18 protein-coding genes and 1 pseudogene are annotated in these 19,789 nt (G+C 62.4%); 6 read left to right on the forward strand and 13 right to left on the reverse strand.

Features of this window, described 5'->3' with window-relative positions; translation table 11 throughout:
• Nucleotides 1-15: 15 nt before the first annotated feature.
• From J9889_RS23610 to J9889_RS23655, 10 genes are all read right to left on the reverse strand, one after another.
• Nucleotides 16-204 (reverse strand): DUF2065 family protein, encoded by a 189-nt coding sequence (locus J9889_RS23610; RefSeq protein ID WP_010673197.1) that lies wholly within the window; start codon nucleotides 202-204, stop codon nucleotides 16-18.
• Between the two features lie 91 nt (nucleotides 205-295).
• Nucleotides 296-1,180, reverse strand: coding sequence for a protease modulator HflC (gene hflC / locus J9889_RS23615; RefSeq protein WP_010673196.1), 885 nt, complete (start codon nucleotides 1,178-1,180; stop codon nucleotides 296-298).
• Between the two features lie 3 nt (nucleotides 1,181-1,183).
• A complete protein-coding gene (gene hflK / locus J9889_RS23620) occupies nucleotides 1,184-2,335 on the reverse strand; it encodes an FtsH protease activity modulator HflK (RefSeq protein WP_010673195.1) in 1,152 nt (383 codons plus the stop codon).
• Nucleotides 2,336-2,428: 93 nt separating this feature from the next.
• Nucleotides 2,429-3,715, reverse strand: a complete 1,287-nt coding sequence (hflX, locus tag J9889_RS23625) for a ribosome rescue GTPase HflX (RefSeq protein WP_010673194.1) — start codon at nucleotides 3,713-3,715, stop codon at nucleotides 2,429-2,431.
• Nucleotides 3,716-3,778: 63 nt separating this feature from the next.
• On the reverse strand, nucleotides 3,779-4,042 hold the full coding sequence (gene hfq, locus J9889_RS23630) for an RNA chaperone Hfq (RefSeq protein ID WP_011704864.1): 264 nt from the start codon (nucleotides 4,040-4,042) through the stop codon (nucleotides 3,779-3,781).
• Nucleotides 4,043-4,114: 72 nt separating this feature from the next.
• Entirely contained in the window at nucleotides 4,115-5,032 is a 918-nt protein-coding gene (gene miaA, locus J9889_RS23635; RefSeq protein WP_210558432.1) for a tRNA (adenosine(37)-N6)-dimethylallyltransferase MiaA, read from the reverse strand.
• Nucleotides 5,033-5,124: 92 nt separating this feature from the next.
• Nucleotides 5,125-7,008, reverse strand: coding sequence for a DNA mismatch repair endonuclease MutL (mutL, locus tag J9889_RS23640; RefSeq protein WP_201969580.1), 1,884 nt, complete (start codon nucleotides 7,006-7,008; stop codon nucleotides 5,125-5,127).
• Nucleotides 7,009-7,114: 106 nt separating this feature from the next.
• A complete protein-coding gene (locus tag J9889_RS23645) occupies nucleotides 7,115-8,632 on the reverse strand; it encodes an N-acetylmuramoyl-L-alanine amidase (RefSeq protein WP_202607998.1) in 1,518 nt (505 codons plus the stop codon).
• A 23-nt stretch (nucleotides 8,633-8,655) separates the two neighbouring features.
• Nucleotides 8,656-9,129 (reverse strand): tRNA (adenosine(37)-N6)-threonylcarbamoyltransferase complex ATPase subunit type 1 TsaE, encoded by a 474-nt coding sequence (tsaE, locus tag J9889_RS23650; RefSeq protein ID WP_210558434.1) that lies wholly within the window; start codon nucleotides 9,127-9,129, stop codon nucleotides 8,656-8,658.
• Nucleotides 9,130-9,146: 17 nt separating this feature from the next.
• Nucleotides 9,147-10,649, reverse strand: coding sequence for a bifunctional ADP-dependent NAD(P)H-hydrate dehydratase/NAD(P)H-hydrate epimerase (locus tag J9889_RS23655; RefSeq protein ID WP_042016838.1), 1,503 nt, complete (start codon nucleotides 10,647-10,649; stop codon nucleotides 9,147-9,149).
• Between the two features lie 99 nt (nucleotides 10,650-10,748).
• Here J9889_RS23655 and queG point away from each other — a divergent pair, with 99 nt between their 5' ends.
• Nucleotides 10,749-11,903, forward strand: coding sequence for a tRNA epoxyqueuosine(34) reductase QueG (gene queG / locus J9889_RS23660; RefSeq protein WP_210558436.1), 1,155 nt, complete (start codon nucleotides 10,749-10,751; stop codon nucleotides 11,901-11,903).
• Nucleotides 11,904-11,986: 83 nt separating this feature from the next.
• Nucleotides 11,987-12,730 (forward strand): polyphosphate--glucose phosphotransferase, encoded by a 744-nt coding sequence (ppgK, locus tag J9889_RS23665; RefSeq protein ID WP_010673187.1) that lies wholly within the window; start codon nucleotides 11,987-11,989, stop codon nucleotides 12,728-12,730.
• A 52-nt stretch (nucleotides 12,731-12,782) separates the two neighbouring features.
• Here the strand turns inward: ppgK and J9889_RS23670 are convergent, their stop codons facing one another.
• Nucleotides 12,783-13,238, reverse strand: coding sequence for a hypothetical protein (locus J9889_RS23670; RefSeq protein ID WP_210558438.1), 456 nt, complete (start codon nucleotides 13,236-13,238; stop codon nucleotides 12,783-12,785).
• A gap of 471 nt (nucleotides 13,239-13,709) precedes the next feature.
• On the opposite strand from J9889_RS23670, the gene metN reads away from it, so the two are divergent.
• The 4 genes from metN to rfaH all read left to right on the forward strand — a co-directional run bounded on the left by metN (nucleotide 13,710) and on the right by rfaH (nucleotide 16,812).
• On the forward strand, nucleotides 13,710-14,753 hold the full coding sequence (gene metN / locus J9889_RS23675; protein ID WP_210558440.1) for a methionine ABC transporter ATP-binding protein MetN: 1,044 nt from the start codon (nucleotides 13,710-13,712) through the stop codon (nucleotides 14,751-14,753).
• Entirely contained in the window at nucleotides 14,734-15,387 is a 654-nt protein-coding gene (locus J9889_RS23680) for a methionine ABC transporter permease (RefSeq protein WP_029313844.1), read from the forward strand. The genes metN and J9889_RS23680 overlap by 20 nt, the downstream gene beginning before the upstream one ends.
• A 26-nt stretch (nucleotides 15,388-15,413) precedes the next feature.
• Entirely contained in the window at nucleotides 15,414-16,214 is an 801-nt protein-coding gene (gene metQ, locus J9889_RS23685; RefSeq protein WP_010673183.1) for a methionine ABC transporter substrate-binding lipoprotein MetQ, read from the forward strand.
• 97 nt (nucleotides 16,215-16,311) lie between these two features.
• Complete coding sequence (rfaH, locus tag J9889_RS23690; protein WP_010673182.1) at nucleotides 16,312-16,812, forward strand: transcription/translation regulatory transformer protein RfaH; 501 nt, start codon at nucleotides 16,312-16,314, stop codon at nucleotides 16,810-16,812.
• A gap of 167 nt (nucleotides 16,813-16,979) precedes the next feature.
• Here rfaH and J9889_RS23695 read toward each other — a convergent pair whose 3' ends face one another.
• Both J9889_RS23695 and J9889_RS23700 read right to left on the reverse strand, forming a co-directional pair.
• On the reverse strand, nucleotides 16,980-18,956 hold the full coding sequence (locus J9889_RS23695) for a methyl-accepting chemotaxis protein (protein WP_210558443.1): 1,977 nt from the start codon (nucleotides 18,954-18,956) through the stop codon (nucleotides 16,980-16,982).
• 37 nt (nucleotides 18,957-18,993) lie between these two features.
• A pseudogene (locus J9889_RS23700) lies at nucleotides 18,994-19,644 on the reverse strand (EAL domain-containing protein); the annotation flags it as partial.
• Between the last annotated feature and the right edge of the window lie 145 nt (nucleotides 19,645-19,789).

The following is a 19,789-nucleotide window of genomic DNA, read 5'->3' on the forward strand; positions in this document are numbered from 1 at the left end:
GTATCAACACAGGCTCTAACGGGCCAACGCCCACAAGATGACACCACCTGCCACCACCAGACAGCCGCCGATGCGGCGCAGCTGTTCCGGCGGCAACTCCCCGAGCAGGCGCAGCATCTGCTGCCATGCCCTGGGAGCGAGCAAGGGCCCCAATCCTTCGAAGAGCAGCAGCAACCCCAGCCCCATCAACATGGATGTCAGCATCACCTCTCCCTATCCCTGTTCCCCTGCCGGTCTGTGGCCGGCAAACAAAAGGGCCTGAATCATCAGGCCCTTGGGTCATATCAACACATGTTTACTGCTTGTTGCCGTGCGGCGACTTGAGGTAGCGGAAGAACTCGCTGTCCGGTTTCAGGACCATGAGGTCGTTGCCACCGGCGAAGCTCTTGCGATAGGCCTCCATGCTGCGCACGAAACTGAAGAACTCCGGGTCCTTCTTGTAGCTGTCGGCATAGATCCTGGCGGCTTCGGCATCCCCTTCACCACGCAGTTGACGGGCATTACTCTCGGCGTCGGCGATCATCACGGTCACCTTGCGGTCGATGTCGGCACGCAGGATCTCGGCCTGCTCGCGGCCCTGTGAACGGTGTTCACGGGCAACCGCGGTCCGCTCGGCACGCATCCGCTGATAGATGGAACTGGAAACTTCCACCGGCAGGTTGATCTGCTTGATGCGTACATCCACCACCTTGATGCCGAGCTCGGAGGAGCGCGCCATCTTCATCAGGGCATCTTCCATCACGGTACTGCGCTCGCCGGAGACGATGTCCTTGATGGTGCGGTTACCGATCTCGGAACGCAGGCCGTTGTTGATCTTGCGCTTGAGCAGGTCTTCAGCCTGGATCTTGTTGCCACCACCGGTCGCCAGGTAGTACTTGGAGAAGTCCTCGATCTTCCACTTCACGTAGGAGTCGATGATGAGATCCTTCTTCTCGGACGTAACGAAGCGATCCGCCTGGCCTTCCAGGGTCTGGATGCGGGCATCCATCTTGCGTACCTGGTCGATGAGCGGCACCTTGAAGTGCAGACCCGGCTCGTACAGGCGCGGTTCACCGGAGTCGACCCGTTTCACCTTGCCAAACTGCACCACGATCCCCTTCTGTCCTTCATCGACGATGAAGATGGAAGAGAAGCAGACCATGGCGGCCACAGCGATGACACCAATAGCTAGCTTTTTCATCTATCAGTTTCTCCCTGTGCTGAAACGATCACCGCCACGCAGCGGGGTCGGAGTGGAGTTGGCCCCTTCGTTGGACGGCTGGGCCGCCTCGACTGCCGGGGTGCCCGCAGGACGTGCCGGTTGCACGGCATTCGCCTTGCCAGAGAGCTTGTCGAGCGGCAGATAGATCATGCTGTTGTTGCCAGCCGGCATGTCGACCACCACCTTGTTGGCCTGCTGATAGAGCTCTTCCATGGTTTCCAGGTAGATACGATCACGGGTCAGCTCGGGCGCGGCCTGATACTGGGGCAGTAGCTCGTTGAAGCGAGCGACTTCACCCTTGGCCTTCAACACGATCTGGGACTTGTAGGCTTCGGCCTCCTGCTCCAGACGTTTGACCTGGCCACGAGCCTTGGGCTCCACTTCACGGGCATAGGCTTCCGCTTCACGGATAAAACGCTGCTCATCTTCCTGGGCGGAGATGGCGTCATCAAACGCATCCTTCACCTCTTCCGGCGGACGCGCCGGCAGGAAGTTGACGTCCACGATCTGCAGACCCATCTGATAGGGCTCGATGATGCTGTCGATCACCTGCCAGGTTTCCTGACGCACCTTCTCACGACCCGTGGTCAGCACATCGTCCATCCGGGTGTGACCCACCACGTAGCGCAGGGCGCTGTCGGTGGCCTGGCTCAGGCTCTCGTCGGCGTTGGTCACGCTGAACAGGTACTGCTCGGGATCGACCACGCGATACTGCACGTCCATCTCGACCCGTACCACGTTCTCATCCTGGGTCAGCATGAAACCGGACGCCGGCAGGGAACGGACAGACTCCACGTCCACCGGGATCACCCGGTCGATGAAGGTCGGTTTCCAGCGCAGGCCGGGATCCACGTTGTGGGAGTATTCGCCAAAGCGCAGCACCACGCCTCGCTCGGCTTCGCGAATGGTGTAGAAGCCGCTGACGACCCACACCACCACGGCCACCACCAAGGCGATGGAGAGGCCGAACTTGCCGACGTCACCACCACCGGATTTGCCACCACCGAGCAGACCGCCAAAACGACGGCTCACCTTGCGAAGCATCTCGTCCAGATCAGGGGGGCCCTGATTCTTGCCGTTGTTCCCCCAGGGGTCACGGTCTTTGCCATTGTTACCAGGCTCATTCCAAGCCATCAGCGTCTCCATTAATACATGCGGATGGATATCATCTCTATCGGGCCACAGAGGAGCGATGAAGTCAGCAAACCAGTTATGTTCATCGACCCATCAATGCCTGATAAAGCGTTGTAAACTCTCACCTTCTTGTTTCATGAGGCGGTTCCAGTCAGCCAGTTGCAGGCGAACTTCCAGCACAAAGTCCCCCTCCTCGCTGAAACCTTCCTGCTCGATACCTTTCAGCCGATAGAGCGCACTGCGCAGTCTGGCGGCGGAAGGGGGCAGTTGCAGGGTGTGATGCACCATGGAGCCGGCCAGCAGTTCGGTCAGTGCCTGGAACAGGTATTCACTGCCCTCGCCAGTCTGGGCCGACAACCAGACTCGCACCGGTCGTCCAGCCTCATCCCGTTCAAGACCAGCCGGACGATCCCCCAGCTTGTCGATCTTGTTGCAGATCATCAGTTGGGGACGGTCATCCGCCTCGATCTCGGCCAGCACACGCTGGACCGACTCGATATTCTCCTGCATCTGTTCATCGGCACAGTCCACCACGTGCAGCAGCAGGTCCGCTTCGCGAGTCTCCTGCAGGGTCGCCTTGAAGGCCGCGACCAGATCATGGGGCAAGTGCCGAATAAATCCAACTGTATCCGCCAGGATCACATCACCCACATCCTGGATCACCAATTTGCGCAGGGTGGGGTCCAGGGTTGCGAACAATTGGTCGGCAGCATACACGCTGGCATCTGTAAGTTGGTTGAACAAAGTGGATTTTCCGGCGTTGGTATACCCCACCAGAGAAACGGTCGGCACTTCGTTGCGGTTGCGGGCACGGCGCCCCTGCTCCCGCTGCTTGGCCACCTTGTCGAGGCGGCGCAAAATGGCCTTGATGCGCTCACGCAGCAGGCGTCGGTCGGTTTCAAGCTGGGTTTCACCCGGGCCGCGCAGACCGATCCCCCCCTTTTGTCGCTCAAGGTGGGTCCAGCCTCGCACCAGACGAGTGGAAAGATGGCGCAACTGGGCCAGTTCGACCTGCAACTTGCCTTCGTGAGTGCGGGCGCGCTGGGCGAAGATATCGAGGATAAGGCCTGTTCTGTCCACGACCCGGCACTGGAACAGACGCTCCAGGTTGCGCTCCTGGGCGGGGGTCAGGGCATGGTTGAAGATGACCACGTCGGCGTCCAGCATCTGGACCTGGGACGCGATCTCTTCCGCCTTGCCGCTGCCGACAAAAAATTTGGCGCTGGGTGCGCTGCGACTGGTGGTGATCACCCCCAGTGCATTGACCCCGGCCGAGCTCACCAGCATCTTGAGCTCGTCCAGATCCTCCCGCTCGCCCTCATCGCTGAAGTTGACATGTACCAGAACGGCCTGTTCACCAGCTTCGTAACGGTCAAACAAGCGCTTGCTCCTTGACAGGTATCATGATGGATCTGAGTTGGCGAGTGGACTCGCCGCAGGATATCACGCCTCGGCTTCACCCTGCTCTTCACCGGCGGCGCCCGGGGCGTGCTGGTGATGGTTGACGGCACGGGCCGGCACCACGGTGGAAATGGCGTGCTTGTAGACCATCTGGCTCACGGTGTTCTTCAGCAGAATGACAAACTGGTCAAACGATTCGATCTGACCCTGCAGTTTGATGCCGTTCACCAAATAGATAGAAACAGGAATACGCTCACGGCGCAGCGCATTCAAAAACGGGTCTTGGAGAGATTGCCCCTTAGCCATCTTTCTTTTCCTTATAGTTTGTTGTTTTTAAACACCGGATATTCAATATAACAACCTGATTATACAGGAGTGTCAAGCCGGACCAGCTTGGGCGACGACCCTGGCCAGATTGCCAGACTCACCAGATTCCAACCAGGCCACATCAGGCCAACCGCGCAACCAGGTCATCTGACGCTTGGCCAACTGGCGGGTGGCAACAATGCCGCGATAACGCATCTCATCATACTCCACTTCCCCCGCCAGGTAGTCCCACATTTGGCGGTATCCCACGCAGCGAATGGAGGGAAGATCCGGGGTGAGATCCCCCCGCTCGTAAAGCGCCCTGACCTCCTGCTCGAAGCCGCTGCCCAGCATCTTGTCAAACCGCTGTTCGATGCGCTGGTGCAGCACGGCCCGATCCCTCGGCGCGATGGCAAACTGCAGCGCCCGGTAGGGCAGCCCCTCTCCCTGTACCTGGGTCAGCTCGGTGAGGGTCTTGCCGCTGATGCGGTAAACCTCGAGCGCCCGGCACAGGCGCTGGGGATCGTTGGGGTGGATGCGGGCACCGGCCACCGGGTCGATGCGCACCAGTTCGTCATGGAGCGCCTGCCAGCCGAGGCGGGCAGCCTCTTCCTCGATGCCGGCCCGCACGGCGGGATCGGCGGAAGGCAGCGGAGAAAGCCCCTCCAGCAGCGCCTTGAAATAGAGCATGGTACCGCCCACCAGCAGCGGAATGCGGCCACGGTCGGCGATCTCTTTCATCTCCCGCAGGGCATCCTTGCAAAAATCCGCCGCCGAATAGCTCATGGCGGGATCCAGGATGTCGATGAGCCGATGCGGGGCCTGCGCCAGCTCGGCTGGCGTCGGCTTGGCGGTGCCTATGTCCATGCCGCGATAGATGAGCGCGGAGTCCACGCTGATGATGTCGCAGGGCAGGGCCTGGCACAGTTCAATGGCGAGATCCGTCTTGCCGGAGGCCGTCGGCCCCATCAGAAAAATTGCAGTCGGCAAGTCAGCCACGTTAAACACTCCCTTCGGCCGCCACTTCACGGGCGAGCCGGCATAAAACTGGTCATATGGATGCAACAGACGACGAGACGCCGTCAGTTGCCATCGGCAAACTCGGCCAGCACGTTCGCCAGCGGCAACGGGCGCACCATGCGAACGTCTGCCAGTTGGTCACTGAAATCGGCAACAAGTTCCGTCAACAACCGGGTGGCAGTGGCAAAATCGTATATTTTTTCGGCACTTATGCCTTGTTCCACCAACCACTGGCATAGTACTCCAGCCTGCGCGTCGGCATCACTGTCAGATCCGCTCTCGACCAATTGCAACAATTCGGGTAAGAGGCGGGCCAGATCGGTCTGGCGCAGCAGGGCGGGCACCCGAGTCAGGATCATGGTGTCGCGTCCCCCGCTTTTCAACTCCAGCCCCATGCGTTTGAGCAGACGTTCCCGCTCCTCCACCAGGGCGACCAGGTTTTTCGGCAGCTTGAAGGAGACCGGCAGCAACAGAGGCTGGGCCGCCAGCCCCTGGCCCCAGGCATCCAGCAGCCAGTGGCGCAGCAACAGACGCTCGGCGCGCACCAGGGAGAGCAGCGCCAGTTGCCCCTGACGCTCCATCAGCAGATAGGCCTGCTCGACCAGGCTCAGGGCGCGCCACTCCCCCGTTCGGGCTGGCGTCTCGACGGCACCGCTCTCGGCTCCGGGCCGGGATGCCGGCGTCGCCACCTCGGGCAGGGTGGTGAGCAAGGCGCCCATGCCTCGCATCGCGGCCCGGCTCGGGGGTTCGGGAGGCTGGTAGTGTCCTCCCCTGCCACCACCGCCTTCCCGCACGCCGTCGCCATCTCGTGCAGGGGCAGGAGCCCGATAGCCGTGTTCGGCACCGTACCACTCGGTGCGCGGCGCCTGACCCGGATAGGTGATCTCCGGGCTGCCCGGCAGCTCGACCTGGGTCTCGGCCAGGGGTGCATCGGTGGCGCTCCCTGCTCCGTCGTGGCGCAAGGCGGTAAACAGCGCCTGGAAGATGAAGTCGTGGATGAGACGCGCCTGATGGAAACGCACTTCGTGCTTGGCCGGATGGACGTTGACATCTACCTGGCGGGGATCCAGCTCGATATAAAGCACATAGGCCGCGAAGCGATCGGCGGGCAGCAGCTCGTCATAGGCCTGGCGAATGGCGTGATTGATGAGCTTGTCCCGCATCATGCGGCCATTGACATAGGTGTATTGCAGGTCGTTCTGCGGCCTGGCTCCTGCCGGGGTGGCCAGCCAGCCCCACAACCGCACGTCGCTGTGTTCGCTCGATACCGCCAGGGCATGGTGCATGAAGGGGGAACCGCAGACGGCGGCGAGGCGGCGCTCCTGCTCCGCCACCGTGTTGGCCGCCTTGTACTGGCGCACCACCTTGCCGTTGTGGCGCAGGATCAGGGTAGCGTCGAAGCGGGAGAGCGCGATGCGGCGCACCAGTTCGTCGATGTGGGCAAATTCGGTCTTTTCGCTGCGCATGAACTTGCGCCGCGCCGGGGTGTTGAAGAAGAGATCCACCACCTCCACCGTGGTGCCCACCGGGTGGGCTGCCGGCTTGACGGTGACGCTCATCTCGCGCCCTTCCGCCTGGGCCTGCCAGGCCTCGCTCTGCTCTGCCGTACGGGAGGTGAAGGTGAGGCGGGAGACGGAGCTGATGGAGGCGAGCGCCTCCCCGCGAAAGCCCAGGCTGTTGATCCCTTCCAGATCGTCCAGGGTCGCCACCTTGGAGGTGGCGTGGCGCGACAGCGCCAGCACCAGCTCATCCCTGGCGACACCGCAGCCGTTGTCACGAATGCGGATAAGCTTGGCGCCTCCCTTGTCGATGTCGATCTCGACCCGGTCAGCCCCCGCATCCAGGCTGTTTTCCACCAGTTCCTTCACCACGGAGGAGGGCCGCTCCACGACCTCACCGGCAGCAATCTGGTTGGCCAGAATCGGCGGCAATATACGGATTGGCATCGCTTGCTCCTGCAGATGAAAAAGGGGAAGAGGTGGACCTGGCGCCATCAACGCTCACCGCCCCTCCCTGCCATCGGCAGAGAAGAGCGGCGTTCTTCAGCCCGCGCTATTTTCGCGGAATATAGAGCACCTGCCCTATCTGGATGTCCCGTGACTTGAGCTTGTTGATCTCCACCAGTCGCGCCTGACTCACCCCGTGTTTCTCGGCGAGACGGGAAAGACTCTGACCACGGGTCACCACGTGGCGGATCATGTTGGACTTGTCGTTGCTCTGCACGCTGGCTACCGGCGCACTCGGCTCCTGGGCTGCGACCTTGTAAGGTTTGATCACGCCGGCACCGGAGGCGCTGCCGACACTGCTGACCGGGGCTCCGCCCTCACCGACGCGATAGGGCTCGCTCGCCGGCATCCGGTTGGTTACGACCTGCTGCGTTGGCTGGGCAGCCGGCTTGCTGACAGCGACCGGCTTGCTGGCAGGCGCCTGACGCGGCGGGGCAGCAACCTGGCCCTTGCCGGTGAGCATGGGCCCCTTGGTCGGATGACTGCGGTAATAGTTGCGGATCCCCTCGAAGATGGCCCGGGCCAGCTGATCCTGATAGCTGGCGGTGGCCAGCAGCTTCTCCTCGGCGTGGTTCGAGATAAAGCCCGTCTCCACCAGTACCGAGGGGATGTCCGGCGCCTTCAGCACCGCCAGACTCGCATGTTCCGGCGCCTTCTTGTGCAATCTGGCCACCCGGCCGAGCGAGCGCAGGATCTGGCGGCTGACGTCATAGCCCTCGGCCCTGGACTTGTCCATGGAGAGATCCAGGAAGGTCTGCGCCAGATAGGGGTTGGGATCGGATTCGGCCAATACCTTGCCAACGCCCCCCAGCAGCTCCCCCTGTTTCTCCTGCTTCTCGAGCCAGCTACCCATCTCGCGGTTGGCGCGATTGGTCGACAGCACCCAGACGGAGGCGCCGCGAGGAGTCGAGTTGTGGAAGCTGTCGGCATGCACCGACACCAGCAGGTCGGCCTTGGCCTTGCGGGCGATTTCGGAGCGTTTGTTGAGATCGACGAAGTAGTCGCCACGGCGGGTCAGCACGGCTCGCATGCCGGGCTCCCGGTCGATGAGGGCCGCCAGCTTCTGGGAGACCGCCAGGGTCACCCGTTTCTCGTAGGTGCGGCGCGGGCCGATGGAGCCCGGGTCTTCCCCACCGTGACCAGGATCGATGGCGATGACGATGGCCTTGCCGTGTCCCCCGACGGGAGCGGGCTGCGCCGCAGCGCTCCCCTTCTCTTCATAGGGAAGATCGATCACCAGACGGTGGCCATAGGGGCCTGCCGGCGCCAGCGGGAAGACCACCGGCTTGATGGCAGAGCCGAGATCCAGCACCAGTCGCAGGCCGCCCTTCTCCAGCGGCGTGCTCTCGCGGATCTTGCGCACCAGCTCGCTCTTGTTCTCGATGCGGGCCAGGTTGGTGGCGTTGCTCGCCCCTTTCAGGTCGATGACCAGACGGTTCGGACCGGTCAGGGTGAAGTAGTTGAAATTGGGGGCGCTGCTCATGTCGAGCACCACCCGGGTGTTGTCCGGTGATGGCCACACCCGCACACTCTTGAGCTGATTGGCCCAGGTGGGCAATGCCATCAGGGAGAGAACAAAAACAAGGATCACGCGCACTGAGATGACAACCGTTCCAGAATGGCTTCGCCGATAGCAGTGCGAGCATCAATCTGCACCTCGCGCTGCTCGTTTGCATAACTCAGGGAGATCTCGAGATCCGGGGCTGGCAGCCAGCCGTCACCCTTCTCTGGCCACTCCACCAGGCAGAGGGTATCGGCGGCGAAATAGTCGCGAATGCCCATGAACTCCAGCTCTTCCGGGTCGGCCAGTCGATAGAGATCGAAGTGATAGACCTGCCACTGGGTAAGCTCATAGGGCTCCACCAGGGTATAGGTCGGACTCTTGACCTTGCCCTCATGACCCAGTCCCTGCACCCAGCCTCGGGTCAGGGTGGTTTTGCCGGCCCCGAGGGCACCGTGCAGAAATACCGTGGTGGCCTGTTGGCACGCCTTTGCCAGACGGCCACCCAGCGCCACTGTTGCTGCCTCGTCCGGCAGTGTCATCATCAAGGTTTTTGCCATGTTCTTCTTGTTACTTGTTACTGTGTCGGATTGACCAGACGACGGATCCAGGGCAGCAGATCCGATGCCAGCATGCCCCTCTCACCCTCGGCAGCGGCCAGATCGGCGGCCTCTGCGTGGATCACGGCCCCGAGTCGGGTGGCCATGCCCGCAGACCAGCCCTGAGCCAGAAGGGCGGCGATTATACCAGACAAGAGGTCACCCATGCCGCCACTGGCCATGCCGGGGTTGCCCTCGTCGCACAGGGAAATGCGCCTGCCGTCGCAGATGAGCGACCCCGCCCCCTTGAGCAACACCACACCACCGTAGCGCTGTTGCAGTCGCGAGACGGCCGCAAACCTGTCCCCCTCGACCTCGGCGATGGAGCAACCCAGCAGGCGAGCCGCCTCCCCGGGGTGGGGCGTGAGCACCCAATTATCCTGATGACGGGGGGCCTGCGCCAGCCAATTCAATCCATCGGCGTCCAATACCAGTGGCACGGCGGCTCCGATGCCCTGTTCGAACCGGGCCCGGCCCCACCCATCCTGACCGAGCCCGGGGCCCAGTACCTGCACCGATGCCCACCCTTCATCCATGTCCGCCGGGCATCCCATCAGCTCGGGTTGAACCAGGCTGGCCGCCGGGCAATCCGGGTGCTGGCGCAGGCGTACCAATCCCGCCCCCGCCCGCAGGCAGGCCTGACCCGCCAGCAGAATGGCCCCCTGCATGCCGAGGTTCCCCCCCGTCAGCAGTACCTTGCCGCTGTGTCCCTTGTGAGCCGAGCGCCTGCGCGGGGTCAGCAACCCCTTGAGGCTGGGATAATCGATCCGCTCGGCAGCGGGAACCCGTTCCTCCCCCGGCGTCACTCCCAGGGGATCCCGGTCGAGGTGGCCGACTCCGTCCACCCCGTCGGCGGTGAGCATGCCCTGCTTGATGCCGATGAAAGTGAGGGTGCGGGTGGCACGCACCAGTGCGCCCATGGCGCGGCCGGTGTCGGCATTGAGACCGGAGGGGAGATCCACCGCCAGCACGGGCGCGTTCAAGCCATTGATTGTTGCGACGATCTTTGTCATTGACGAGGAGAGGGGAAGCTGGACGCCGGTACCGAGCAGTGCGTCTATGACCAGATCCGGCGGCGGCAGCGTGGCGGGCAGCAGATCCTCGGCCATGGTCACGCTCCCCCCCGATGCGAGCCACTCTTCGGCAGCCCGCCTGGCATCTCCCCTCAGCAGGCCGGGAGCCCGGGCGGCAATCACCAGAGGTTCGAGGCCGATGCGCCGGGCAAGGCGGGCCAGCACGTAGCCATCCCCACCGTTGTTGCCAGGGCCGACGAAGATCCACCACTGGCGGCTGTCGGGCCAGTGGTGACAGGCATAGTTGCACAGCGCATTCCCGGCCCGCTCCATCAGCACATAGAGGGGCAACCCCTCCTGCTCGGCCCAGCGCCGTTCCATGCTGCGGATCTGCTCGGCCCGCCACAGGGGTTGTGCTAGACTCTCCCACTCATTTTTGCGGATAGCGTCCCCGAACACCTCTACCATGACGGCCCCCACGTTTCATCATCCCATGACCCGGCAACTGGCACGCCATATTGCCGCCCTGCGCCTGCCACACTCCTACAGGCAGAGGGGGGATGCTGCATGACGGCTGCCGAACTTGCGCAACTGGCCCACGATATCAAGCTCTGGGCAAGGGAGCTAGGATTTGACCAGGTCGGCATCGCCGACACCGACCTCACCCTGGAAGAGCCAAGGTTGCAGGCCTGGCTGGATGCCGGTTATCACGGGACCATGGACTACATGGCGCGCCACGGCATGATGAGGGCCCGCCCCCACGAGCTGTTGCCGGGCACCTTGCGGGTCATCTCGGTGCGGATGAACTACCTCCCGTTCGAGGCGGGCTTTGCCGCTACCCTGCGCAATCCCACCCTCGGCTACATCAGCCGCTATGCCCTCGGCCGCGACTACCACAAGGTGCTGCGCAACCGGCTCAAACAGTTGGGGGAGCGCATCGAGCTGCGGTGCGAAACCCTGTTGCAGGCGGCGGGACAAACCCTGGGCGAGTGGCGCCCCTTCGTCGACTCGGCCCCTATTCTGGAAAGGCCGCTAGCGGCCAAGGCGGGCCTTGGCTGGGTGGGCAAGCACTCGCTGCTGATCAACGAGTCCGCCGGCTCCTTCTTCTTTCTGGGAGAATTGCTCATCGCCCTGCCGCTGCCCGTGGATACCCCGGTGGAGAAGGAGCTGTGTGGCAAGTGCGTGGCCTGCATCAATATCTGCCCCACCGGTGCCATCATCGCCCCCTATGTGGTAGACGGACGGCGCTGCATCTCCTATCTCACCATCGAGAACGACGGCCCCATTCCCGAGGAGTTCAGGCCGCTCATGGGCAATCGCATCTATGGCTGTGACGACTGCCAGCTCATCTGCCCCTGGAACCGCTATGTCAATGCCAGCCCGGAGCCCGACTTCAGCCCGCGCCCCAATCTGCACCGCCCGCCCCTCTTGACCTTGTGGGGCTGGAGCGAGGCCGAGTTTCTCAAGCACACGGAAGGCAGCCCCATCCGCCGCATCGGCTATCAGCGCTGGCGCCGCAACCTGGCGGTGGCCCTTGGCAACGGACCGGCCAGCAGCGAGGTCCTGGCCGCCCTGCAACAGGCGCTGCCTGAGGCGGCGCCCATGGTGGCCGAGCATATCGAGTGGGCGCTGGCGACCCTGGCCAGGCGTCAGCAGGAAGAGAATAAAAAGACGCGATTGCTGATCCGCTGCATCGAAAAAGGTCTGCCGGATCACGCATAAGTGATCTGGCACTTGCCGGATCGCAGCCATTTTTTCATGCTCTGCCGACCATTGAACATCGGCACAATAAAAGGAAGATTCTGATGCAGATGCTGGGAGTAGATATTGGGGGGTCCGGGATCAAGGGCTGCCTGGTCGACACCGAAACCGGGGAGCTGATTGGCGAACGCCACCGCATCGCCACACCGCAACCGGCAACCCCGGCCGCCGTGGCACACACCCTCAAGGCGCTGGTCGAGCACTTCCAATGGAAGGGGCCCGTGGGGTGCGGTTTTCCCGCCACCATCCACAACGGCATCGCCAAGAATGCCTCCAACATCGACAAGAGCTGGATTGAGACCGATGCCGCCCACCTGTTTGCCGATGTGACCGGCCTGCCCTGCCATGTCCTGAACGACGCCGATGCGGCCGGTCTGGCGGAGATGCGCTTTGGCACCGGGCAGGATCGCCAGGGGGTCATCATTCTCATCACCGTCGGCACCGGCATCGGTACCGCCGTCTTCGTCAATGGCCAGTTGCTGCCCAATACCGAGCTGGGCCACCTGATGCTGGAAGGCATGGTGGCCGAACACTATTGCTCCGATGCGGTGCGCAAGCGCGAGGATCTCTCCTGGGGCCGCTGGGGCAAACGTTTCAACAAATACCTGGCTCGCCTGGAGTTTCTGTTCTCCCCCGACCTCTTCATCCTGGGGGGCGGCAGCGCCGCCAAGCTCGACAAGTTCATCGACAAGATTGAGACCCGGGCTCCCCTGGTGGCGGCCGCGAACCTCAACCAGGCCGGCATCATAGGCGCCGCCCTCTATGGCGCGGCCCGGCAAGGGGGCTGACCGCCAGCAACATCAGAAGACCCGGCCCGTGCCGGGTCTCTCTCATCCGGGCTCAGAGATCGTCGAGGCGATGAGCACCGTGTACCAGACGGGTCAGGCGGGATTGGGCCATGGAGGCCAGGGCTTTCAGCAGCGCCGCCGTGTCGGGCGTGGGGCACTCCCGGGCCAGACGTTCCAGCTCGCCGATGAGCCTCTCCTCCTGGCGTGACACCAGGGCCACTATCTCCGCGGGCTGGGTTGTGGCGGGCAGCGCCAGACGATCCCCCTCGGCCAGCAGATCCTCGCCAAACCCCTGATCCAGCCAGGTCTCCTTCACCGCGCTGCCCATCTGCTCGCGATAATCGTGCAGATGGGCCGCCGCGGCATCCTCCCGCCTTTGCAGATAGGCCAGCAACATTCTGCTGCGCTCAGCATCCACCCGGGGGATCTGGCGCCCGTAAATGTGCCCTTGCCGATGATGAAGCTCCTCGAGATAGAGCATCAGGTCCTTGATCTGTTGGAATCGCATCTCGCCTCCCTCCTGGCATCCACCTGCAGCCAGTATAGGGAGCTGGCATGTCGACACGGCCACGAACTGGTCATTTATTGTTCTGCATCAAGGAGATGGAAAAGAAAGCAGAAAAAGAGACAGCAGGAGGAAGGGGAAACCGGCAGCGATGCTGCCCGGACAACCGGGCACCTTGCCCGAAGGGAGGCATCAAATCGACGACATAAAAGATATTTACCAGCTTATATTCGGACTAAAGTCACCAAATCGGAATCTAATATTGATGCTGGTGGTGATACCTCCACACCATAGTCAAATGGCGGGAATCCTTATCCATTTTTTAGACGTCTAGACGTAAAAACATGCGTTGACACAGCCATCCGGACATCTTAGCATCATCCTCCATGATGACAGAGCTACCCAGTGAAACCTCTGCCCAATTTACCCGCCTGTAGCGCCCTGTGCTTTAAGGCTGTTAGCACGGAAGAATCCATGATTAAGTTGATCGGTCTCAACAAAGTCTACGGTAAAGGCAGTGATGCCGTGCACGCCCTGCGTGACGTGAGCCTGCATGTGCCCCAAGGCAAGATCTTCGGGGTGATCGGTGCCTCCGGTGCCGGCAAGAGTACCCTCATCCGCTGCGTCAACCTGCTGGAGCGCCCCACCGAGGGGCAGGTCATCGTCGATGGCCAGGACCTGGTCGCCCTGAGCGAGCGGGATCTGACTCAGGCTCGCCGCCAGATCGGCATGATCTTCCAGCACTTCAACCTGCTGGCCTCTCGCACCGTCTCCGCCAACATCGCCTTCCCGCTGGAGCTGGCGGGCTGGAGCAAGGACAAGATCCAGAGCCGGGTCAGCGAACTGCTGGCCCTGGTCGGGCTGGAAGCCCGTGCCCACGCCTATCCGTCCGAGCTCTCCGGCGGCCAGAAGCAGCGCGTCGCCATCGCCCGTGCCCTGGCACCGGCTCCCAAGGTCCTGCTGTGTGACGAGGCCACCTCGGCCCTCGACCCCCAGACCACCCGCTCGATCCTGACCCTGCTCAAGGAGATCAACGTCAAGCTGGGGCTCACCATACTGCTCATCACCCACGAGATGGACGTGGTGAAGGGGATCTGCGACGAAGTGGCCATCATCAGCGACGGCCGTCTGATCGAACAGGGGGAAGTGGCCTGGTTCTTCAGCAATGCCAAGACCCAGCTGGCCCGGGATTTCATCCACTCCACCATCCACCTGGAAGTGCCCCAGGAGTATCAGGATCGGATGAGTAGCAACCGGGTGCCCGGCAGCTATCCCCTGGTGAAGCTCGGCTTTACCGGGACCACGGTGGATTCACCGCTGATTTCCGAGGCGAGCCGCCGTTTCAACATCGACATCAGCATCCTGAGCGCAGACATCGAATACGCCGGTGGCGTCAAGTTCGGCTTCCTGCTGGCGGAACTGTTCGGGGACGAGGCCCAGTGCGAGGCCACCCAACAGTTCCTCATCGACAACCACATTCAGCTGGAGGTAATGGGTTATGTCCGAAGCAATGATTAATCTGCTGATTTCGGCTCTGGGCGACACCCTCATCATGGTGTTTGCCTCCGCCCTGTTCGGCTGCCTGCTCGGCCTGCCGCTCGGCGTGGCGCTGCACGTGACCAAGGCAGGGCAGATCCTGGCCAATCCGCTGCTCAACAAGGTCCTGGGCGTCATCGTCAACGTCGGTCGCTCGGTGCCCTTCATCATTCTGCTGGTCGCCATCATTCCGTTGACCCGCTTCATCGTCGGCACCAGCATCGGCACCATCGCCGCCATCGTGCCGCTGACCGTGGGCTGCATTCCCTTCATCGCCCGCCTGGTGGAAGGGGCCCTGATGGAGGTGCCTGACGGTCTGCTGGAAGCGGCCAAGGCCATGGGGGCCAAGCCCCTGCAAATCATCGCCAAGGTGCTGCTGCCCGAGGCCCTGCCGGGGATCCTCAACAGCGTCATCATCACCCTCGTCACCCTGGTGAACTACTCCGCCATGGCTGGTGCCATCGGAGGCGGTGGTCTCGGTGATGTGGGTATTCGCTACGGCTACCAGCGTTTCGATCCCACCGTCATGCTGGTCACCGTGGTCATTCTGGTGGTGCTGGTTCAACTCATCCAGAGCGCGGGTGAGCGCCTGGTCAAACAATGTGATCATCGTTAATCGTCGATTTCTGACAGGAGGTTTTTATGAAATTGGGCATCAAATCCGCAGCAGCTGCGCTGCTGGCAACCCTGGTACTGGTCGGCTGCGGCCAGAAAGAAGAGAACAAGACCCTGAAGGTGGGCGCCATCGCCGGTCCCGAGACCGAGCTGGTTGAGACCGCGGCCAAGGTGGCCAAGGAAAAATACGGCCTGACCGTCGAAGTGGTCACCTTCTCCGACTACGTCACCCCGAACGTGGCCCTGAACGACGGCAGCGTCGACGTCAACGCCTTCCAGCACAAGCCCTACCTGGATGCCCAGATCCGTGATCGCGGCTTCAAGCTGGTGCCGGTCGGCAACACCTTCGTCTACCCGATCGCCGGTTACTCCAAGAAGGTCAAGGCCCTGTCCGAGCTGAAAGACGGTGCCCAGATCGCGGTGCCGAACGATCCGACCAACCTGGGTCGTTCCCTGATCCTGCTGGAGAAGCAGGGCCTGCTGAAGCTGAAAGAGGGTGCCGGTCTGGAAGCGACCGTACTGGACATCGCCAGCAACCCGCGCAACTTCAAGATCGTCGAGCTGGAAGCCGCACAACTGCCGCGCTCCCTGGAAGACGTGGATCTGGCCATCATCAACAACACCTTCGCCGGTCAGATTGGTCTGACCCCGACCGAGAACGGCCTGTTTGTCGAAGACAAGGAGTCCCCCTACGTCAACCTGATCGTTGCTCGCGAGAACAACAAGGACGACGAGAAGGTCAAGGAGTTCGTCCAGTCCTTCCAGACCGACGAGGTCTTCAAGAAGGGAACCGAACTGTTCAAGGGCGGTCTGGTGAAAGGTTGGTAATCACTCACTCTGGAAAAAAGGCCACGTCAAGCGTGGCCTTTTTTTTTACCCCCGTTATGATAGCCGCAAGCACGGCAACACGAAAAACAGAACAACAATGAAGAAATGGTATCTGGCCTACTGCAAACCCAAGGAAGAGGCCCGCGCCCGCGCCCATCTGGCAGCCCAGGGCGTTGAATCCTATTACCCCATGGTCGAGATTGAAAAACTGCGGCGAGGCAAGCGCGTGCCCCAGCGCGAGCCCATGTTCCCCAACTATCTCTTCATCTACGTGGATCTGGAAGAGGTCACCCCGGTCACCCTGAAATCGACCCGGGGCATCAGTCGCATCATCCACTTCGGCAAGGAGTGGACCCCCGTCAGCAGCCAGCTGATCTACCGGCTCATGAGCCGGGACGACAGCGACGAGGCGCGCGCCAGCTATGCCCGTCTGCCGACCCAGGGAGACAAGGTACTTATCGAATCCGGCCCCCTCGCCGGGTTTGAAGCCATCTATCTGGAGCCGGATGGCGAAAAGCGGGCCATCCTGCTGGTCAACCTGCTCAACCAGGAGACCTGCAGCAGCTTCGAAAACCAGGCCTTCCGCCGCCTGGAGTGACCCGTCCTGTCGGCAGAAAGAGCCACAGGGCAGTACACAAGACACCATCCCCCTGATTCCGAACGGTCAGGACCGCACCTGCGACGTGCATCCTTCCACCACCAGGTTATCGGGCCGAAAAAAACGGGGCAGACCCAGAGGTCTGCCCCATTTTTCTCTCCCTTGCGTCAGGCATCCAGTTCGAAGCGGCTGATGGCCGATGTCAGTCTCCCGGTCTCCCGGGTCAGGCGGGCGGCGATCTGCTCCCCCTGCTGGCCATGCTCGCTGGACTGATGGCTGAGCCCGGCAATCTCCTCCACCGTGCCCACCACCTCCTGCGCCGCCCTTGACTGCTGCTCGGTGGCGGTGGCGATGGCGGCAAGCTGGCCGCTGAGATCCTGCACCAGCGTCGCCATCGACTCCAGGGTCTCGGTCACCGAGGCCACGGCGCCGCGCCCCTGCTCCACCAGCAGGGTGCCGCTGCCCACGGTATCCGCGGTCTCCCGGGTCTGCTGCTGGATGCTGGCAATGGTCTGGTTGATCTCCATGGTCGATGCGCTGGTGCGGCTGGCCAACTGCCTCACTTCATCGGCCACCACGGCAAATCCCCGTCCCTGCTCACCGGCCCGCGCCGCCTCGATGGCCGCATTGAGTGCCAGCAGATTGGTCTGCTCGGCGATAGTGGCGATCACTTCGGTGACCCTCCCCACCTGCTCGCTCTGGCTGCTGAGCTGCGTCATCGCCTGGTTTGCCTGGGCAATCATGGCACCAATCTGCGCCATGGTGGTCCCCATGCGGGCGAGGGCCTGCTCTCCCTCCCTTGCCTGTTGCTCGGTCTGGCGAGCCGCTCCCGCCGCGTCCGCAATGTTGCCCGCCACATCCCGGGTACTGACCGACATCTGCTCGATGGCGGCTGCCACCGCATCGAGCCGCTGATTCTGGCTCGCCAGATCATCCACGATGGCATTGGTGGTCTGGCCCACCTCGCGGCCAGCCCCTTCCACCTGACCGACCGCCCCCTGGATCTCCCCCACCAGCTCGCGCAGCTGTGCCGACATTCGGTTGATGGAGCCCGTGAGCCCTCCCAGCTCATCCTGACGAAGCACGGGCAAGGGGGTGACGGGGAGGCGGCCATCGGCCACCAGGCCCGCCCGTTTCACCAGGCTGGCGATGTCCCGGGTCAGGCGCCGGCTGAACAGCAGGGCCACCAGGGTACCCAGCAGGATGACGCTGGTGGTGGCCAGCAGCAGGGTGCGATGAATGGTCTGACTGGCGGCCGCCATCTCCCCCGCCATCTTGTCCACCTCGGCACGGGTATGGGTCACCTGGGTCGCCAGCTGATCCGCCAGCCGGGTCAGGGCGGGCTCTATCTCGGTGGCCATCAGGTGGTTGGCCCTGTCCCAGTCCGGGGCCTGGCGCTTCTCGATCACCTGACCGACCAGCTCTGCAAAGGGGGCTGACATCTCTTCAAAGAGCGTCCAGAGCCCCTTTTGTGCCTCGGTGAAGTTGGCCTCTTGCTGTTTCAGCTCGGCCACCCGCTGCTGGTGAAACTGGTAGTAGTCCCGGTACTTGTCCAGGTACTCCTTCTCCCCCGAGATGAGGAAATCCCGCAGGGCGGAGAGCGCATTGCCCAGGCTGTTGTAGGCATCCCCCACCTGCTTGAGCAGCAGGCGCCTGTCACCGGGCAACGTCGCCTGGGGCGTCGCCACCTCTTCATTGGCAAAAGACTGCAACTGATCGAGGGCCGATTCCGCCAGGGGGCCGGCCTCGAGCAGCATCAGGGTGTGGGCGGGCAGGTTCTCTTCGGTGTGAGCCAGGGCCCACACCTGTGACTGTGTCCCCTTGAAACCCTTGAGTGCCCGGGTCAGGTCGGGGGTGAAACGCTGGCGTTCGATGGCGTGCCAGGCCTCTTCCCACTCCTGTTTGATGCGATCACCCTGTGCCGGATCCTTGCCGAGGATGAGATAGGCCCGCAGGGATGAAACGGTGGCAATCAGGGCTTTCTGGCTCGCCTCGTCCCGCTGCAGGGCGGGCAGGGCCTGGGCCAGCAAGGCATCTTGCGAGCCTTCGATCCGGCCGAGCTGATGATAGACAAGGGCGGAGGAGAGAATGATGAGCAGGTTGATAAAACAGAAGCTCAACAACAACTTGCTTGATATTTTCATGGCCATCCTTGGAATTCGTCGGGCATCCTGCCCGGGATTAGCGTCTGATGAGCGCGGGCAAACGAGCCTGCCAACCCTGATGCCACCCCATCAGCTCCTCGCGGGGCATGGGGCGGGCGGAGAAGAAGCCCTGGCATTGATCGCACCCCAGCTTCGCCAGCAATTGCCAGGTCGCCTCATCTTCGACCCCCTCGGCCACCGATTTCAAGCCCAACTTGCGAGCCAGCTCGATGCTGGACTCGATGATGGCTAGGCGAGAGGGATCTTCATAGCAGCGATCCACGAAGGATCTGTCCAGTTTCAACTCGGTAAAGGGGAGCAGGGCGAGCTGCTGCATGGAGGAGTAGCCGGTCCCGAAATCATCGATGGAGAGACCAAAACCGTACATCCGCAAGCGGGTCAGCACCTCCAGCGACTTGCCGAGATCCTTGACGAAGGCGCTCTCGGTCACTTCGAGGGTGATGAGCTCGGGGTTGATGCTCCAGCGCTGGCAGTGGCTAAGCAGGGTGTTGCACAGATCCCCCTCGATGAGGGAGGTGGTGGAGAGGTTCATCGACAGGTTCAGGGAGAGCCCGGTCTTCTTCCACAGGTGGCCGTCCCGCAGCGCCTTGCCGATGATCACCTCGGTGAGCGGGTCGATGAGCCCGTTGTGCTCCGCCAGCGGGATGAAACGGGCCGGCGAGATGACAATGCTGATCAGTTAAGGATCCATTGACCGATCCTTCTGCTGTAGGACAATCCGGAACCAATCACTGGTTCCGGATTTTTTATGTCTATTGCAAACGATCTGAACGATATTGTTGAGGCATCTGGCGACATGCTGGCTCGGCTGG

The sequence above is a fragment of the Aeromonas sp. PrichA-15 genome (genome assembly GCF_017939245.1).
GTDB classification, from domain to species: Bacteria; Pseudomonadota; Gammaproteobacteria; order Enterobacterales; family Aeromonadaceae; genus Aeromonas; species Aeromonas caviae.

Coding starts and splice junctions, on each gene's coding strand:
- mutL (WP_201969580.1), bottom strand. CDS start 7,008: ATGCCAATCCGTATATTGCCGCCGATTCTGGCCAACCAGATTGCTGCC.
- J9889_RS23610 (WP_010673197.1), bottom strand. CDS start 204: ATGCTGACATCCATGTTGATGGGGCTGGGGTTGCTGCTGCTCTTCGAA.
- metQ (WP_010673183.1), top strand. CDS start 15,414: ATGAAATTGGGCATCAAATCCGCAGCAGCTGCGCTGCTGGCAACCCTG.
- ppgK (WP_010673187.1), top strand. CDS start 11,987: ATGCAGATGCTGGGAGTAGATATTGGGGGGTCCGGGATCAAGGGCTGC.
- tsaE (WP_210558434.1), bottom strand. CDS start 9,129: ATGGCAAAAACCTTGATGATGACACTGCCGGACGAGGCAGCAACAGTG.
- hflK (WP_010673195.1), bottom strand. CDS start 2,335: ATGGCTTGGAATGAGCCTGGTAACAATGGCAAAGACCGTGACCCCTGG.
- J9889_RS23670 (WP_210558438.1), bottom strand. CDS start 13,238: ATGCGATTCCAACAGATCAAGGACCTGATGCTCTATCTCGAGGAGCTT.
- queG (WP_210558436.1), top strand. CDS start 10,749: ATGACGGCTGCCGAACTTGCGCAACTGGCCCACGATATCAAGCTCTGG.
- hfq (WP_011704864.1), bottom strand. CDS start 4,042: ATGGCTAAGGGGCAATCTCTCCAAGACCCGTTTTTGAATGCGCTGCGC.
- J9889_RS23695 (WP_210558443.1), bottom strand. CDS start 18,956: ATGAAAATATCAAGCAAGTTGTTGTTGAGCTTCTGTTTTATCAACCTG.
- J9889_RS23680 (WP_029313844.1), top strand. CDS start 14,734: ATGTCCGAAGCAATGATTAATCTGCTGATTTCGGCTCTGGGCGACACC.
- J9889_RS23645 (WP_202607998.1), bottom strand. CDS start 8,632: ATGGCATTGCCCACCTGGGCCAATCAGCTCAAGAGTGTGCGGGTGTGG.
- metN (WP_210558440.1), top strand. CDS start 13,710: ATGATTAAGTTGATCGGTCTCAACAAAGTCTACGGTAAAGGCAGTGAT.
- J9889_RS23655 (WP_042016838.1), bottom strand. CDS start 10,649: ATGGTAGAGGTGTTCGGGGACGCTATCCGCAAAAATGAGTGGGAGAGT.
- rfaH (WP_010673182.1), top strand. CDS start 16,312: ATGAAGAAATGGTATCTGGCCTACTGCAAACCCAAGGAAGAGGCCCGC.
- hflC (WP_010673196.1), bottom strand. CDS start 1,180: ATGAAAAAGCTAGCTATTGGTGTCATCGCTGTGGCCGCCATGGTCTGC.